We start from the raw sequence: 16445 nt of genomic DNA, 5'->3' as shown, positions 1-16445 counted from the left end.
TCTGCCACACTGACAAGATCGAACGGCGTTCGGGGAGGGACCGACGCCGGCCGGGTGGGTGGCGCTGGGGAGGTCAGATGATGGGCGACGGTTCGATCGATCGGCGGAGGTTCCTGCAGGCGGGCGGCCTGCTGGGCGCGGGCGCGGCGCTGGGGCTGGCCGGCACCGGCTGCGTGCCGGGCTCGAGCGGCCCGGGCATCGGGGCGGAGTACTTCCCGACCTCGCTGCCGCAGGGCAACATGCTCGACCTGGTGGCGTCGGAGTCGCCGATCGAGCACGTGGTGATCCTGATGATGGAGAACCGCAGCTTCGACCACTGGTTCGGGTGGCTGCGCGACGACGTCGGGTACCACGAGCGGGGCCTGAGCAACTACGGCGGCGGCTTCACGATCGACGCCGCCCCCGACCAGACCTACGTGGACCCCGAGGGCCACCAGGTCAGCACGTTCTCCATGGCCGGCGGCGCCAGCCCCGTCGGGTTCCGGGGTTGCGGGTTCGACGACCCGGGTCACAGCTGGACGGCGGGCCGGGCCCAGCGCGACGGCGGGTTCCTGGCCGAGGGGTCCGGCAACGACGAGCTCGCCCTCGGGCACATGGCCCCGCAGGACCTCCCGTTCCACGCGCGGCTGGCCCGCCGGTTCACGACGTTCGACCGCTACCACTGCTCGCTGCTGAGCTCGACGCAGCCGAACCGCCGGTACCTCCACGGCGCGCAGTCGGGCGGCTACACGAACAACTACATCCCCATCAAGGAGCTCGGCCACCAGTGGCCGACCATCTGGGACCGGCTCGCCGCGGCCCGCGTGCCGGTGCGGTCGTTCTCGGCGGACCTGCCGTCGCTGGCCTTCTACGGGGAGCGCCTCACGCCGATGTTCGGCTCGATCGACGAGTACTTCGAGGTGTGCCACGCCGGGACGCTCCCTGCCGTCACGTTCATCGACCCGCCGTACATGCCGTGGTGGCAGGCCGACGACCACCCCCTGTGCGACCCGGCTGCGGGCCAGCGCTTCCTGCGCGACGTCTTCCGGGCCTTCACCCGCTCCCCGAACTGGGAGAAGGGGATGTTCGTCCTCACCTACGACGAGTGGGGCGGGTTCTTCGACCACGTCGCCCCGCCGGTCCTGCCCGACCTGCTCTCGTCCGCCGACGACGCGACCAACTTCGGCCAGGCCGGCTTCCGGGTGCCGACCGTCGTCGCCTCGCCGTACTCGCGGCCGGGCTTCGTCGACCACCGCCTGTACGACCACACGTCGGTCATGCGGTTCCTCGAGTGGCGCTTCCTGGGCGCGCCGGCCGAGGGCCCGGCCGGCGAGGGCTGGTGGCTCACTCCCCGCGACCGCAACGCCAACAACCTCGGCGCCTCGCTCGGGGCGACGAACCCCGACCCGCAGGTCTTCGACCTCGACGACCTCCCGCTTCGGGAGCCGACGCCGCGCTGCGACGGCGGCCCGCAAGTCGTCGCACCGGGCATGCAGGTCGGCGGGCCCGGCGGCGACCTCATGGAGGCGCTCGAGGCAGGCCTGTTCGACCGCATCGGCGCGAGCACCGAGCCGTCCTCGCTCGCCGGCACCTGGGCCGACGGCGGCGAGGTCAGCTGACCGACCGCCCCGGGCGCAGGCCCGACGGGAACGTGGGGATGTCCCCGAGATGCCCGATCGGGGGAACTTGGGGCTCAGCGGTCGCTGAGCGACGCGTGGTCCCCAAGAACGCTGGATCGGCGAGGTCGGGGAGATCCCCAAGAACGCTGGATCGGCGAGGTCGGGGAGATCCCCAAGAACGCTGGATCGGCGAGGTCGGAGAGATCCCCGAGTTCCCGTCGGCGTAGCCCCCGACGCCGGGGCCGGGCGCGACACGGCCCCGGCGTGGGCCGGGGCCGTGCGAGCGTGTCGGCGGGCGAGGGGCTCAGTCGCCGGTGGTGGCGAGCTCCTCGATCGGCGGGGGCGTGAAGCCCTCGACCGCCCGGAAGACGGCGTGGAGCTGGCCCTCGTCCTCGGGGTCGGGCTCGACGTCGACCACGATGGTCTGGCCGGCGTGGAACTCCTTCCACAGCAGCCGCTCCGACAGCGGGTCCTCGACCAGCCGCTGGATCGCACGACGCAGCGGCCGGGCGCCCAGCGTGGGGTCGTAGCCCCGCTCGCCGAGGAAGATCTTGGCGGCCGGCGTGACCTCCAGGCCCATGCCCTGGGCGGCCATCTGGACGGTGACCCGCTGGATCATCAGGTCGACGATCTGGGTGACCTCGGCCTGGCTGAGCTCGTGGAAGACGATCACGTCGTCGATGCGGTTCAGGAACTCGGGCCGGAAGTGCGCCTTCAGCGCCTCGTTGACCTTCTCCTTCATGCGCTCGTACGTGACGGCCTCGTCCCGCTTGGAGAAGCCGACGTTCGCCTTGCGGAGATCGGCGGTGCCCAGGTTGGACGTCATGATCAGCACGGTGTTGCGGAAGTCGACCGACCGACCCTGCGAGTCGGTCAGGCGACCCTCCTCGAGGATCTGCAGCAGCGTGTTGAACACGTCGGGGTGGGCCTTCTCGATCTCGTCGAAGAGGACCACGGAGAACGGCTTGCGGCGGACGGCCTCGGTGAGCTGGCCGCCCTCCTCGTAGCCCACGTAGCCGGGGGGCGAGCCCACCAGGCGGCTGACCGTGTGCTTCTCCATGTACTCGGACATGTCCAGGCTGATCATCGCCTGGTCGTCGCCGAACAGGAACTCGGCGAGCGTCTTGGCGAGCTCGGTCTTGCCGACGCCGGACGGCCCCAGGAAGATGAACGAGCCCGACGGGCGCTTCGGGTCCTTGAGCCCGGCCCGGGTGCGGCGGATCGCCTGGCTGACGGCCCTGATGGCGTCCTCCTGGCCGATGACCCGCTTGTGCAGCTCGTCCTCCATGCGGAGGAGCTTGGTGGTCTCCTCCTCCGTCAGCTTGTAGACGGGGATGCCGGTCCAGAGCGAGAGCACCTCGGCGATGGCCTCCTCGTCGACCTCGTCGAAGAGGTCCACGCCGGCGGCCTTCATCTCGAGGTCCTTCTCCTCCTTCTTGGCGAGGAGCTCCTTCTCCCGGTCGCGCAGCTGGCCGGCGGCCTCGAAGTCCTGGGACTCCACGGCCTCCTTCTTCTGGCGGACGACGTCGGCGAGCTCGCTCTCGATCTCGCGGTAGTCGGGCGGGGTCTGCATGCGACGGATGCGCAGGCGGGAGCCGGCCTCGTCGATGAGGTCGATGGCCTTGTCGGGCAGGAAGCGGTCGGAGATGTAGCGGTCGGCCAGGTTGGCGGCCGCGACCAGCGCCTGGTCGGTGATCGTCACCCGGTGGTGCTGCTCGTAGCGCTCGCGCAGCCCCTTCAGGATCTCGATCGTGTGGGCGACCGACGGCTCGTCGACCAGCACCTTCTGGAAGCGGCGCTCCAGCGCGGCGTCCTTCTCCAGGTGCTTGCGGTACTCGTCGAGCGTCGTGGCGCCGATCGTCTGCAGCTCGCCGCGGGCCAGCATCGGCTTGAGGATGCTGGCGGCGTCGATCGCGCCCTCGGCGGCACCGGCACCGACGAGGGTGTGGATCTCGTCGATGAAGAGGATGATGTCGCCGCGGGTCTTGATCTCCTTGAGGACCTTCTTCAGCCGCTCCTCGAAGTCGCCCCGGTAGCGGGAGCCGGCGACGAGGGCGCCGAGGTCGAGCGTGTAGAGCTGCTTGTCCTTGAGGGTCTCGGGCACCTGGTCGGCGGCGATCGCCTGGGCGAGGCCCTCGACGATGGCGGTCTTGCCGACGCCGGGCTCGCCGACGAGCACCGGGTTGTTCTTGGTGCGGCGCGACAGCACCTGCATCATCCGCTCGGTCTCGCGGTCGCGGCCGATCACCGGGTCGAGCTTCTTGTCGCGCGCGAGCTGGGTGAAGTTGCGACCGAACTGGTCGAGCACGAGCGAGCCCGACGGCGCCTCGGCGCCGGAGCCGCCCGAGGTGGCGCCGGCCTTCTCGCCGCTCTGGGGCTGGTTGGACGAGCCCGGGTAGCCCGACAGCAGCTGGATGACCTGCTGGCGGACGCGGGACAGGTCGGCGCCGAGCTTGACGAGGACCTGGGCGGCCACGCCCTCGCCCTCGCGGATCAGGCCGAGCAGGATGTGCTCGGTGCCGATGTAGTTGTGGCCCAGCTGCAGGGCTTCCCGCAGCGAGAGCTCGAGGACCTTCTTGGCCCGGGGCGTGAAGGGGATGTGGCCCGACGGCGAGCTGCCGCCCTGGCCGATGATCTCCTCCACCTGCTGGCGCACCGCTTCCAGCGAGATGCCGAGGGACTCGAGCGCCTTGGCCGCGACCCCCTCACCCTCGTGGATCAGACCGAGGAGGATGTGCTCGGTCCCGATGTAGTTGTGGTTGAGGAGGCGAGCCTCCTCCTGGGCCAGCACGACCACCCGACGGGCCCGGTCGGTGAAACGTTCGAACACAGAGTGCCTCCCGAGAAGACGTTGGATCAGTGTAACGCCCGACCCCCGTCAGCCGTTCCCGCCCCGGGGTGGTGATCCTGTGTGACATCTGGTCATCGCGCCGCGGCGGCGCGTGTGAGGCGGCCGGCCGGCCGGCGGCACCGGGCTCCACCGTCGGGACGGGGCACGCGGCTGTGACACGCGGCGGTGGGGGCCCCGCTGCACCTCCGGGTAAGTTGGCCGTCGTGGTCGACCAGAACCCGCTCCAGGTCATGCCCTCCATGGCCGACGACCTGGCCCGGGTGGAGGCAGAGCTCGTGGCGTCCGTGCGCTCGGGTGACGACTTCCTGACCGAGATCGCGTCGCACCTGATCTCGGCGGGCGGGAAGCGGGTCCGTCCCGGTTTCTGCATCGCGGCGGCCGCCACCGCGCTCACCGTCGACGCCCCGGCCAGCCCGGCGGCCGTCACCGGCGGCGTCGCCGTCGAGCTGGTCCACCTGGGCTCGCTCTACCACGACGACGTCATGGACGAGGCGGTGGTCCGTCGCACGGTCGACAGCGTCAACGCCCGCTGGGGCAACCTCAAGGCCATCCTCGCCGGCGACTTCCTGCTGGCCCGGGCCTCCGAGCTGGCCGCCGGCCTCGGCGTCGAGGTGGCGGGGCTGCTGGCCGCGACGATCGGCCGCCTGTGCGAGGGCCAGGTCCTCGAGCTGCGCCACGCCTTCGACCTCGGCCGCACCGAGGACTCCTACCTCAGGGCGATCGAGGGCAAGACGGCGTCGCTGCTCGCCTCCTCGTGCCGGATCGGCGGGATCGTCGCCGACCTGCCCCGGGAGCACACCGACGCGCTGACCGACTTCGGCCGCTCCTACGGCATGGCCTTCCAGCTGGTCGACGACGTGCTCGACCTCGTCGCCACCGAGGCCGAGCTCGGCAAGCCCGCCGGCCACGACCTCGAGGAGGGCGTCTACACCCTCCCCGTCATCCTCACGCTGGCGTCGGCCCGCGGCGCGGAGCTGCGATCGCTGCTCGGCGGGGACCGGCTCGCCGACGGCCGCGACGGCGCCCCGCTCGACGACGTGTCGCGCCGGCGGGCGATCGACATCGTCCGCGACGGCGACGGCATCGCCGCCACCATCGCCCGGGCCCGCGACCACGCCGACCAGGGGCGCGCCGCGCTCGAGCGGCTCCCCGACTCCCCCGGCGTCACCGGCCTCTCGGCGGCGGCGGACTACCTCCTCGACAACGTCGAGGCCGCGGCGGCCTGAGGCCGCCGCAGGGCCCTCACATCAGCCGGGTCGACTCCTCGACGCGGTGCTGGGTGAGCTCGGTGCCGGTGATCGGCAGCTCGCCCATGCCCACCAGGAACGCACCCATGTGCTCGGTGGCCATGTGCGTCGCGAGGGCGTCGTCGTCGGCCCACTCCTCGTAGACCCGGAACACGCCCTTCTGCGCCGGATCGGCCCAGAAGCCGTACGTGATGTTGCCCTCCTCGGCCAGCGTGGCCTCGACGAGGGGGCCGATCAGCTCGACGGCCTGGTCGTGGCCCTCGGGCTCCATGGAGATGATGCCGCTCACGATCAACATGGGGCGGCACCGTAGCGTGCGGTCGCGCGCTCAGCCGTCGAGGCGGCGGATCACCTCGCCGAGGAACCCGCCGAGGTCGGCCGTCGGCACCGCCTGGGCGCCCGAGGTGACCGCCGTCAGCACCAGCACGTCGCCGTGCTGCACGATCGCCGTCGTCACCGAGTCGACGTCGGTGATGCCGGCGGGCGGCGGACCGATCCACGAGTTGTACCGGACGCCCTCGGGGAGGCCGAGGTCGACCGCCTGGTGCTGCACGTCGATGCGGTCGTGGTCGAACGGCCTCGGGTTCGGCCCGAACCCGGTGCACTCCGACCCGGTGACGCCCTGCTCCAGCGAGAACACGCTGAAGGCCTCGGCGGCGTCCCGCTCGGAACCGAACTCGATGACCTTCACGAACGCCTGGTGACCGGGCCAGTTCGCGCCCTTCTCCCACAGCCCCTCGATCGTGAGGGGCCACGACACGATCCCGAGGCACCCGCTGTCGTGGGCCGGGTTGAACGCCTGCCACCGGATGCGGGCCGGCAGCTGCTCCACCATGTACGAGGGGTAGATGAACGACACGGCGCCCGCTCCCAGGCGGCCGAACAGCTCGTTCGGCTCGCCGAGGCGGGTGGCCAGGACCGACGACATGTCCCGGGCCTCGGGCACGTCGTACTCCGTCCCGGGCTGGAGGCCCGCCTGCTCGGTGCCCTTGACCTCCTCGGGCCACGACGACGTGGTCGTCTGGCCCTCGACGGAGGCGTCAGGTCCGGCCGACGCGACGTCGGCGCCGTCGTCGGAGCGGACGGCCAGCGCAACCGCGAGCGCCCCGGCGAGCGCGACGAGCACGACGACGGCGGCGACCAGCACCGGCGTCGGCCGACGACGGGTCCGGGGCGGGGCCAGCGTCACGGCCGACTGGCCCGGGAGCTCGGCGGCGGCACCGGGCTCGTCCGCGGCGGCGCCGTCCGGGGCGGCGCCGTCCGGGGCGGCGCCGGTCGGCCCCTGCGCCGAGCGCTCCGCCCCCTCGGTCGACAGGGGCTCGATCACCACGAGCGGGGTGACGGGCAGGTCGAGGCTCCGCTGCGCGTCCTGCAGCTGCTCCCCCAGCACGGCGGCGCTCGCCGGCCGGGCGGACGGGTCGGGCGCCAGGCCGGCCTCGATCACCTCGGCCACCGCCGCGGGCACCACCTCGCGGTCGAGCGTGCGGCGGTCGTCGCGGGCCATGCGGCCGAGGATGATCAGCGGGCTCTCGTGGGCGCTCCCGAGCGCGGCATCGCCGTCGAGCAGCTCGAACAGCGTCGAGCACAGCTCGTACACGTCGCTGCGGGGGGTCATCGCTCCGCCGTCGAACAGCTCGGGCGCGGCGTGCAGCGGCGTGAGCAGCGGCGCACGGGTCGTGGCCCCCGCCGCCGAGGCGAGGCGGGCGATGCCGAAGTCGGCGAGCGCGGCCTCGCCGGTCCGGCTGCGCAGCACGTTCTGCGGCTTGATGTCGCCGTGGACGATGTCGTGCAGGTGGACCGAGTGCAGGCCGCCGGCGAGCTGCACCCCGATCCGCAGGACCTCGTCCACGGGCAACGGTCCGTCCGCCGCCACCCGGTCGGCGAGCGTGCCGCCCGGCAGGTACTCCATGACGAGGAACGGGTGCGACGGCTCGCCGTCGGTCGACTCGACGAACCCGGCGTCGAACACCGACACGACGTTGGGGTGCGGCGTCAGGTGGCCGAGCGTCCGGCACTCGTTCAGGAACAGCTTGGCGACCAGGTCGGACTGGCCCGGCAGCTGCAGCACCTTGACCGCGATCGGCCGGTCGAAGCGCGTCTGGGTCCCGCGGTACACGACGCTCGACGCGCCGCGACCGATGACCTCCTCGAGCTGCACGCCCGGGATGACGAGCCCGTCCGGCGCCTCCACGGCGCACAGGGTAGGTGGAGTCCTCCGGCCGGCAGAAGACAGGCCCCCGGGGTCGCCGGGTCGGGGTGCGCCGGTCAGGGGCGGGGCGGCAGCTGGTCGAGGTCGGCGACGGTGACGAGCCCCCGGTCGACCATGTGGCGGACCAGCCGGGCCCGCCGGGTCGTCGCCAGCGTGCCCGAACCGCCCTGCATGCCCTCGACGCCCTGCTCGGCCAACCGCCGGCACAGGTAGTCGAGCTTCCGGTTGAACTTGGCGACGCTCCACTCGAGCCGGCGTGCCACCTCCTTGTTGCCCGGCAGCTTCGACTGCCAGTCGGGCTGGCCCCGCAGCAGCGGTTCGGCCAGCGCCGCCACGAGCAGCAGCTGCTCGTGGTTGAGGTTGAGCGTGGCGAACTCGACCGTGTCGGTCGCGACGGACCGGCCCAGCTCGAGCGGTGTCGGCTCGGCGAGCGCGCCGACGATCTCGTAGGTCGAGGGCCCCGCCTCGAACGCGACCGTGAACTCCTCGAAGCCGATCGGGGTCTGGTCCGAGGGCGCCAGCTCGGTGCGCGACGGGCCGTCGCGGTCGATGATCCGCAGCGTGATGTAGCGCCCCAGGTTCTGCAGGAACCAGACGTCGCCCTGCGAGGCGAAGCAGCCGAGCACGCGGTGCAGGTACTGGTTCTCCGCGTCGACCACGAGGTCGGCCGCGCGGCCGAAGGTCAGGGTCTCCCCGGGCTCGACCTGGAACCCCTCTCCCAGGAACTCCAGGAACAGCGTCCCCACCGTCAGCCCCCGTCCGATCCAGGCGGCTCGGGGCTGCTGGGTTCCTCGGGGCTGCCGGACTGCTCGGGGCGGAGCGTCGGGAACAGCACGACGTCGCGGATGGTCTGCGTGTCCGACAGCAGCATGACCAGGCGGTCGACGCCCATGCCGAGGCCGACCGTGGGGGGCAGGCCGTACTCGAGCGCCCGCAGGTAGTCGCGGTCGACCGCCATCGCCTCCTCGTCGCCCGCCGCCTTCTGCGCGGCCTGGTCCTCGAAGCGCTCCCGCTGGTCGTCGGGGTCGGTGAGCTCCGAGAAGCCGTTGCAGAGCTCGCGGCCGACGACGATCGCCTCGAAGCGCTCGACGAGCTCCGGGTCGTCGCGGTGGCGGCGGGAGAGGGGCGAGACCTCGGCCGGGTAGTCGACGACGAACGTGGGGTCCCAGAGGGTGTGCTCGGTCGTCTTCTCGTACAGCTCGAGCAGCAGCTTGCCCGGCCCGTAGGAGTCCTTCCACGGGACGCCGTGGAGGTCGCAGAGCTCGCGCAGCCGCTCGAGCGGCGTGTGCACCGAGATCGGCTCGCCGACCTGCTCGGACGTGAGCTCGGCGAGCGACGCGCGCCGCCACGGCACCGACAGGTCGACGTCGCGCCCGTCGTAGGTCACCGTCGTCGAGCCGGTCAGCTCCTCGGCGAGGTGGGCCACCAGCTCCTCGGTCAGCGCCATGTGCACGTGGTAGTCGCCGTAGGCCTCGTACGCCTCGAGCATCGTGAACTCGGGGTTGTGGCGCGTCGAGATGCCCTCGTTGCGGAACACCCGGGCCACCTCGAACACCTTGTCGAAGCCGCCGACGACCAGCCGCTTGAGGTACAGCTCCGGGGCGATCCGCAGGAACAGGTCGACATCGAGAGCGTTGTGGTGCGTGGTGAACGGGGCCGCCAGCGCGCCGCCGGGGATCGGGTGGAAGACCGGCGTCTCCACCTCGACGTAGCCCCGGTCCTCCATGAACCGCCGGGTCAGCGACAGCACCTGCGAGCGCAGGGCGAACGTGCGGCGGGCCTCGTCGGTGACCCAGAGGTCGACGTAGCGCTGGCGGAAGCGCATGTCCTGGTCGCTGATGCCGTGCCACTTGTCGGGGAACGGCCGCCGGGCCGGTGCGAGCAGCACCCACTCGTCGACGCGGACCGACAGCTCGCCGCGGCGCGTGGTCATGACCTCGCCGCTGACGCCGATCCAGTCGCCGAGGTGGAGCTCGCCGAAGCCCTCGAAGTCGGGCGTGGTCGCCGCCGGGGCGAAGAGCTGGATCCGGCCGGTGCGGTCCGCCAGCGTCCCGAAGGCGAGCTTGCCCTGCACCCGTCGCAGCATCAGCCGGCCGGCGATCGTCACGCGCTCGCCGGTCTCGGTGCCCGGCTCGAGGTCGGGGTGCGCGGCGGCGATCGACGCGGCGGTGGCGTCGGGCTCGAACGTGTAGGGCTGCTCCCAGCCCTCGAGGCGACGAGCCGCCTCCCCCTCGCCGTCGGACCGGTCGACGCCCTCGCCCGCCGGCACCTCGGGGACCTCCTCCGCGCTCACTGGTTCTTCTCCCAGATGAGCCGCAGGCCGTGCAGGGTCAGCCAGGGCTCCTCGTGCTCGATCGACGTGGTGACCGGCGCGATCAGCCCCGCCAGGCCGCCGGTGGCGACGATCGTCGCCTCGCCGATGACCTCCTCGATGCGGTCGCACATCCCGTCGACGAGCGACGAGTAGCCGTACACCGCGCCCGACTGGATCGACTCGACCGTGGTGCGGCCGATCACGCTGCGCGGCGCGACGAGCTCGACGCGCCGCAGCGCCGCGGCCCGGCCGAACAGGGCGTCCATCGAGATCTCGATGCCGGGGACGATCGCCCCGCCCATGTACTCGCCCTTGTCCGAGATCACGTCGAAGGTGGTGGCGGTGCCGAAGTCGACGACGATCGTCGGACCGCCGAAGAGGTCGTAGGCCCCGACGGCGTTGGCGATCCGGTCGGCGCCGACCTCGCGCGGGTTCTCGTAGAGCACCGGCATGCCGGTCTTCACGCCGGTGCCGAGGACGACCGGCTCGATGTCGAGGTACCGCTCGCACATGCGCCGCAGCTCGAACGTGATGCTCGGGACGCCCGACGACACCGCCACGCCCTTGATGTCGGAGCGGATGTCGAGGTCCCGGGTCTCGAGCAGCTGGCGCAGGAGCAGCAGCAGCTCGTCGCTGGTGCGCTCGGCGTTGGTGGCCAGGCGCCAGTGGTCGAGCAGCTGGTGGCTCCGGTCGCCGGAGTCGTACAGGCCGACGACGGTCTGGGTGTTGCCGGCGTCGATGACGAGCAGCACTGCGGGTTCCTCTGGGAGACGTGGGAGTCGCGGCGGATGGTCCGCGCTCCGCTCGGTGTGGGGCGGCGGTGGGCGTGGCGGGTGAGGCTGGTGGGCTCAAGGATGGCCCGCCACCGCCCGGCGGGCCAGAACCTTGCCGCCGCCCGAGCGCCGCGGGCCCACCCCGGGCCGGCTCTGTTCCACCTTTTCGACGCTGTGACGTCGAAAACGTGGAACAGAGCGGGCGTGCGCGGGGGAGGGCGGGGGTCAGACGAGGTCGAGGCCGATGTCGAGCGTGGGCGCCGACTTGGTCATCCGGCCGACCGAGATCATGTCGACGCCGGTGGCCGCGTACTCGCCGATCGTCTCGAGCGTGACCTCGCCCGACACCTCGAGCAGCGTCCGGCGGGCCGCCCCTCCACCAGCACCGCCACCCTGGCGGACCTGGGCGGCGGCGACGCAGGCCCGGGCCTCCTCGGGGCTCATGTTGTCGAGCAGGATGGCGTCGGCCCCGGCCTCGAGCGCCTCGACGCACTGCTCGAGCGAGTCGCACTCGACGTGGACCGTGCGCCCGGGCCAGCGGTCCCGCGCCGTCGCCACGGCCTGCGTGATGCCGATGCCGCCCAGGTGGTTGTCCTTGATGAGCATCCAGTCCGACAGGTTCCCGCGGTGGTTGCGCCCGCCCCCGGCCCGCACGGCGGCCTTGGACAGCGAGCGGAGGCCGGGGATGGTCTTGCGGGTGTCCCAGACCCTGGCGTCGCCACCGGCCGCGGCGGCGTCGACGTACGCCGCCGTGAGCGTGGCGATGCCGGAGAGGAGGCCGAGGAAGTTCAGGGCGGTGCGCTCCCCCGTCAGGATCGACCGGAACGGGCCGCGGACGACGCCGATCACGTCGCCGGCCCGGAGGCGGGCGCCGTCGTCGAGCGCCCAGTCGACCTCGACCGCCGGGTCGAGCTGCGCCCACGTCTCGGTCCCGCACGCGGTGCCGGCCAGCACGCCGTCGGTGCGGGCGACGAACCGCGCCTCGCCCAGCACCGGCGGGACCAGCGTGGCGGTGAGGTCGCCGAGCGGCGCGAGGTCCTCGGCCAGGGCGCGGCGGACGGCGTCGACGACCTCGTGGTGCGGCGGCTGCAGGTAGCCGGGGTCCGGGGCGGTGGTCATGGCCAGAGCCTGCCATCCCCGGCGCTCGCCGCTCATCATCGGGCGCAGCCCGCCCGTCAGGGGCCGCCGACGACCTGCCGGTGGCGCTGGGCCGGGTCGATCTCGGGGAAGTCGAGGCGGGCGTGGGTGCCCCGCGACTCGGTCCGGGCCCGGGCGGCGGCGACGAGCACCCGACCGATCTCGGCCAGGTTCCGCACCTCGGCGGTGGCGGCGTCGGTCGGGCGGTCCGGGAGCGCGGCGACGGTCCGGTCGAGCAGCGCCGCGCACTCGGCGAGGCCGCCCTCGGACCGCACGACCCCGGCCCACATCGACATGGCGTGCTGGACCTCGGCCCGCACCGCCGCGGCGTCGAGCGGTGTCGCACCATCGGCTCCCGCACCATCGGCTCCCGCCGGGCCGGCCGCCGGCGGCGGCGGCACTGCGAGCGGCACGCCCGGGATGTCGAGCGAGTCCTCGTCGGGCTCCTCGCCGGGGAACCCGAGCACGCAGCGCATCGCCCCCGTGGCCGACGGACCGTCCACGCCGGCGGCGATGGCCTCGACCGCCCTCGGCCCGAACACCATGCCCTCGAGCAGCGAGTTCGACGCCAGGCGGTTGGCGCCGTGGACGCCGGTGCAGGTCGTCTCGCCCGCGCCCCACAGCCCGGGCAGCGTGGTCGCGCCCGACAGGTCGGTCACGATGCCGCCGCACTGGTGGTGGGCGGCGGGCGCCACCGGCAGGAGGTCGACCGACGCGTCCAGGCCGGCCGCGGCGAGCGAGGCGGCGATGTTGGGGAAGCGGGCGTCGAAGTGGTCGAGGCCCGTGGCGTCGAGCCACACGTGGTCGGTGCCCTGCTCGAGCATCTTGGCGAGGATCGCCCGTGACACGACGTCCCGCGGCAGCAGCTCGTCGACGAAGCGCTCGCCGTCCCGGTCGCGCAGCAGCGCGCCGTGGCCGCGGAGCGCCTCCGACAGCAGCGGCCGCGGCATGCTCGGCAGCGCCAGCGCGGTCGGGTGGAACTGGAAGAACTCGAGGTCCGCGATCGCCACGCCGGCCCGCAGCGCCATGGCCACGCCGTCCCCGGTGGCCTCGGGCGGGTTCGTCGTCACCGCGAACAGCTGGCCGGCGCCCCCGGTGGCCAGGAGCAGGTGCCGGGTCCGCACCTCCGTCGGCCCGTCGGGGCCGTGGGCGCGCACGCCGACGCAGCGCCCGTCCTCGAGGATCAGGTCGTGGGCGAAGGTGTGCTCGAGCACCGCCGCGGCCGTGCTCCGGACCGCCGCGACCAGCGCCCGCTCGACCTCGGCCCCCGTCGCCGAGCCCGCGTGGACGACGCGGGCGACCGAGTGGCCGCCCTCGCGCGCCAGGTCGAGGTTGCCGCGCTCGTCGCGGTCGAACTCCGCCCCCAGGCCGATCAGCTCCTCGACGCGCCGCGGGCCCTCGTCGACGAGCACGCGCACGGCGTCGAGGTCGCAGAGCCCGGCGCCGGCGGCCAGCGTGTCGGCCAGGTGCAGGTCGACCTCCTCGGCGTCGCCCGTCAGCGCGGCGGCGACGCCGCCCTGGGCCCAGCGGGTCGTGGTCTGCTCGAGCAGGCCCTTCGTCAGCACCCCGGTGCGGAGGCCGTGCTCGCTCGCGGCGCGCACGGCGGCCGACAGTCCGGCGACCCCGCTGCCGAGGACCAGCAGGTCCAGCTCGTCGCTCACGTCGCGCTCCCCCCGTCGGATCCGGTCGAGCTCGGACCGGCCGCGCCGGCGCCCGTGCCGCTCGCGGCGATGTTGTCGATGAGGCGGGCGCGACCGAAGCGCACGGCGCCGAAGAGGCGGGCGTCGGGTCGGGCCACCTCGAGCGGCTCGAGCGTGTCGGCGTCGGCCACCTCGACGTAGTCCAGCGCCCCGAGCGGTGCGGCGTCGACGACTGCGGCCATGGTCCGGCGCACGACGTCGGCGTCCGTCTCGCCGCCGGCGATCGCGGCGGCCCCGGCCTGCAGCGCCCGCTGCAGCACCGGTGCGACCTCGCGCTCCTCGGCGGTCAGGTACACGTTGCGGCTCGAGAGGGCGAGCCCGTCGGGCTCGCGCACGGTCGGCGCGCCGACCACGTCGACGGGGAACGACAGGTCGATGGCCATCCGGCGGAGGATCGCGAGCTGCTGGTAGTCCTTCTCGCCGAACCAGGCCCGGCACGGCCCGACCAGGTGGAACAGCTTGGCCACGACCGTGCAGACGCCGGCGAAGTGGGTGGGGCGGGACTCGCCCTCCATCACGCCCGCGAGGGCCGGCACGGCGACCGTCGTGAGCACCGCGCCGCGGCCGCCCGGGTACATCTCGTCCTCGGTCGGGGCGAAGACGAGCGCGCCGCCCGCGGCCTCGGCCACCCGGCGGTCGCCGTCGAGGTCGCGGGGGTACGCGGCCAGGTCCTCGGAGGGGGCGAACTGCAGCGGGTTGACGAAGATCGACGTGACCACCACGTCGTCGGCTGCGGCCGCGGCCCGGATGAGCGACGCGTGCCCGTCGTGGAGGTAGCCCATCGTCGGCACGAAGCCGACCGTGCGGCCGGCCGACCGCTCGGCGTCGAGCACGGCCCGGAGCTCGGCAGCCGTCGTGACGGTCCTGATCACGGCGGTCACGCTACCCAGCCGGCACCCACCCCCCGGCCCGCCGGGTCCCTCACCGCCGATCGCCGGTGCAGGGGAGCGGACGGCACGGTCGGAGGACGCCGTGCGGACGGACGGTCAGAGGTCGGGGACGTCGCGGTCGGCGAGGCGGGCCGCGGCGCGGGCGAGCACCTCGTACGCGGCGCGCTCGTCGGGCGCCAGCGCGGCGAGGTGGGCCCGGACCGTGTCCCAGTCGCCGCGGGCCACCGGCCCGGTCAGCGCCGCGGTCGGCCCCATCTCCCGCACGTTGTCGAGGCTGCCGGCGGCGAGCTCCAGGTACGGCTCGAGCGGCATGCCCGCCTCGGCCGCCACCCGCTCGACCTGGCCGAGCAGGGCGACGAGGTGGTTCGAGGCGATCACGGCGGCGGCGTGGTACTCGGCGCGCCGGTCGTCGCGGGGCTCCACCGCCCGGCCGCCGAGGTCCCGGACGACCTCGAGCGCGAGAGGGTCGCCGGCGACGCCGAACCACGCCGTGCGGAGCCGGGCCGCGCCGACCGGTGGCGACGGCAGCGACACGAGCGGGTGCACTGACGCCCGCCGGTCGTGGCCCGCCAGGACGTCGAGCGACAGCGACCCCGCGCAGTGGGCCACGACCGCGGCCGGGTCGGGTTCGACCTCGGCGGCCACCGCCGCGACGGCGGCGTCGGGCACGCACAGCAGGAGGAGGTCGACGTCGTGCGCGGCCGGTGCCAACGGCACGCCCCGCAGCTGCAGCTCGACCTGCCAGCCCACGTCGCCGAGCGCCAGCGCGAACGACCCGCCGGCCCGGCCCGCGCCGACGATCCTGACCCGCCGACCTTCTGCCACGCCGCCCGCTCGCGGGGTGGGGGGCACGGTCAGAGGTCCTCGACGCGGCGGACGATCCCGTCCGACAGCTGCAGCTCCCGCTCGGACACGAGGTCGGGCGCCAGGTCCCGCAGCGGCGCCAGCACGAACCGGCGGTCCTTCCAGCGGGGGTGCGGGATCGTGAGCGACTCGTCGTCCATCGTCACCCCGTCCATCCAGATGATGTCGACGTCGAGCGTCCGCGGCCCCCAGCGCTCGGCCCGCACGCGCTCGGCGTTGGCCTCGATCCGGTGGCAGATCGACAGCAGGGCCCTCGGGGCGATCGTCGTCGAGAGCTCCACGACGATGTTGAGGTAGGCGTCCTGGCCGCCGGGGCCGCCGATCGGATCGGTCTCGTACACAGGCGACACGGCGACGACGTCGGGCAGCGAGTCGACCGCCTGGCCGAGGTAGCGACGACGGTCGCCCAGGTTGGACCCGAGCGCGAGGAAGGTGCGGACGGCCGGCGGGCTCACGGGGTCCGCTGGTCGGGGTCCGGGGCGTCGAGCGCGGCACGGGTCCGGTGCACCCGGACACCGCTCGTGGCGAGGTCGTGCGGCACCGGCGGGCGCAGCTTCCGCAGGTGGACGGTGACGCCGGCGATCCGGGGGTCGACCCGCAGCACGGCCTGGGCCACCAGGGCGACGAGGCGCTCGAGCAGCAGCGGGGCGGCCGAGCCGACCGTCGCGGCCACGGCGTCGCACACCGCGCCGTAGTCGACGCTGTCGGCGAGGTCGTCGGACAGCCCCGCCGCGGTCAGGTCCACCTCGACGTCCAGGTCGACCTCGAGCGGCTGCGCCCGCTCCCGCTCCTCGGGGAGCAGCCCGACGACGGCGACGAGCCGGAGGCCGCGGAGCTCGATCTGGTCGGTCACGTGGTGCTC

At 73.6% G+C, this 16445-nt stretch carries 14 protein-coding genes; 2 read left to right on the top strand and 12 right to left on the bottom strand.

Translation table 11 applies throughout. The annotated features are described in order from the left end of the window. Window positions 1–77 precede the first annotated feature (77 nt). The gene (locus LH044_RS14080) at window positions 78–1598 is read left to right on the top strand and encodes a phospholipase C (RefSeq protein WP_227756218.1); all 1521 of its coding nucleotides are present in this window, start codon (window positions 78–80) and stop codon (window positions 1596–1598) included. A 304-nt stretch (window positions 1599–1902) separates the two neighbouring features. Here LH044_RS14080 and LH044_RS14075 read toward each other — a convergent pair whose 3' ends face one another. Next, complete coding sequence (locus tag LH044_RS14075) at window positions 1903–4428, bottom strand: ATP-dependent Clp protease ATP-binding subunit (protein WP_227756217.1); 2526 nt, start codon at window positions 4426–4428, stop codon at window positions 1903–1905. Between the two features lie 224 nt (window positions 4429–4652). Here LH044_RS14075 and LH044_RS14070 point away from each other — a divergent pair, with 224 nt between their 5' ends. After that, on the top strand, window positions 4653–5675 hold the full coding sequence (locus LH044_RS14070; RefSeq protein WP_227756216.1) for a polyprenyl synthetase family protein: 1023 nt from the start codon (window positions 4653–4655) through the stop codon (window positions 5673–5675). 16 nt (window positions 5676–5691) lie between these two features. Here the strand turns inward: LH044_RS14070 and LH044_RS14065 are convergent, their stop codons facing one another. The 11 genes from LH044_RS14065 to folB all read right to left on the bottom strand — a co-directional run bounded on the left by LH044_RS14065 (window position 5692) and on the right by folB (window position 16436). Further along, window positions 5692–5994, bottom strand: a complete 303-nt coding sequence (locus LH044_RS14065) for a putative quinol monooxygenase (protein WP_227756215.1) — start codon at window positions 5992–5994, stop codon at window positions 5692–5694. Between the two features lie 30 nt (window positions 5995–6024). Then, window positions 6025–7887: a serine/threonine-protein kinase gene (locus tag LH044_RS14060; RefSeq protein WP_227756214.1), complete on the bottom strand. Its 1863-nt coding sequence runs from the start codon at window positions 7885–7887 to the stop codon at window positions 6025–6027. A 74-nt stretch (window positions 7888–7961) separates the two neighbouring features. Next, the gene (locus tag LH044_RS14055; RefSeq protein WP_227756213.1) at window positions 7962–8651 is read right to left on the bottom strand and encodes a hypothetical protein; all 690 of its coding nucleotides are present in this window, start codon (window positions 8649–8651) and stop codon (window positions 7962–7964) included. A gap of 2 nt (window positions 8652–8653) precedes the next feature. Beyond that, window positions 8654–10198, bottom strand: coding sequence for a lysine--tRNA ligase (lysS, locus tag LH044_RS14050; protein WP_227756212.1), 1545 nt, complete (start codon window positions 10196–10198; stop codon window positions 8654–8656). Then, window positions 10195–10971 (bottom strand): type III pantothenate kinase, encoded by a 777-nt coding sequence (locus LH044_RS14045; RefSeq protein WP_227756211.1) that lies wholly within the window; start codon window positions 10969–10971, stop codon window positions 10195–10197. The genes lysS and LH044_RS14045 overlap by 4 nt, the downstream gene beginning before the upstream one ends. A 246-nt stretch (window positions 10972–11217) precedes the next feature. Further along, window positions 11218–12111: a carboxylating nicotinate-nucleotide diphosphorylase gene (gene nadC, locus LH044_RS14040; RefSeq protein ID WP_227756210.1), complete on the bottom strand. Its 894-nt coding sequence runs from the start codon at window positions 12109–12111 to the stop codon at window positions 11218–11220. A gap of 56 nt (window positions 12112–12167) precedes the next feature. After that, entirely contained in the window at window positions 12168–13790 is a 1623-nt protein-coding gene (locus LH044_RS14035) for an L-aspartate oxidase (RefSeq protein WP_227756209.1), read from the bottom strand. Then, complete coding sequence (gene panC / locus LH044_RS14030) at window positions 13787–14698, bottom strand: pantoate--beta-alanine ligase (protein ID WP_374210626.1); 912 nt, start codon at window positions 14696–14698, stop codon at window positions 13787–13789. The genes LH044_RS14035 and panC overlap by 4 nt, the downstream gene beginning before the upstream one ends. Window positions 14699–14815: 117 nt before the next feature. Next, a complete protein-coding gene (locus LH044_RS14025; RefSeq protein ID WP_227756207.1) occupies window positions 14816–15544 on the bottom strand; it encodes a DUF2520 domain-containing protein in 729 nt (242 codons plus the stop codon). Between the two features lie 29 nt (window positions 15545–15573). After that, window positions 15574–16038 carry a 2-amino-4-hydroxy-6-hydroxymethyldihydropteridine diphosphokinase gene (gene folK / locus LH044_RS14020; RefSeq protein WP_227756206.1) on the bottom strand — a complete coding sequence of 155 codons (465 nt, stop codon included), beginning with the start codon at window positions 16036–16038 and terminating at the stop codon, window positions 15574–15576. Beyond that, window positions 16035–16436: a dihydroneopterin aldolase gene (folB, locus tag LH044_RS14015; protein WP_227756205.1), complete on the bottom strand. Its 402-nt coding sequence runs from the start codon at window positions 16434–16436 to the stop codon at window positions 16035–16037. Before folB ends, folK begins: the two co-directional genes overlap by 4 nt. Window positions 16437–16445: the final 9 nt, after the last annotated feature.

It is taken from the genome of Dermatobacter hominis, from assembly GCF_020715685.1.
GTDB classification, from domain to species: Bacteria; Actinomycetota; Acidimicrobiia; order Acidimicrobiales; family Microtrichaceae; genus Dermatobacter; species Dermatobacter hominis.
The sequence above is the reverse complement of the archived record's forward strand: the minus strand, read 5'-3'. Positions and strand labels throughout refer to the sequence as shown.

Excerpts from the sequence above, each read along its gene's own strand:
- LH044_RS14065 (WP_227756215.1), bottom strand. The coding sequence starts at position 5,994 with ATGTTGATCGTGAGCGGCATCATCTCCATGGAGCCCGAGGGCCACGAC.
- nadC (WP_227756210.1), bottom strand. The coding sequence starts at position 12,111 with ATGACCACCGCCCCGGACCCCGGCTACCTGCAGCCGCCGCACCACGAG.
- LH044_RS14080 (WP_227756218.1), top strand. The coding sequence starts at position 78 with ATGATGGGCGACGGTTCGATCGATCGGCGGAGGTTCCTGCAGGCGGGC.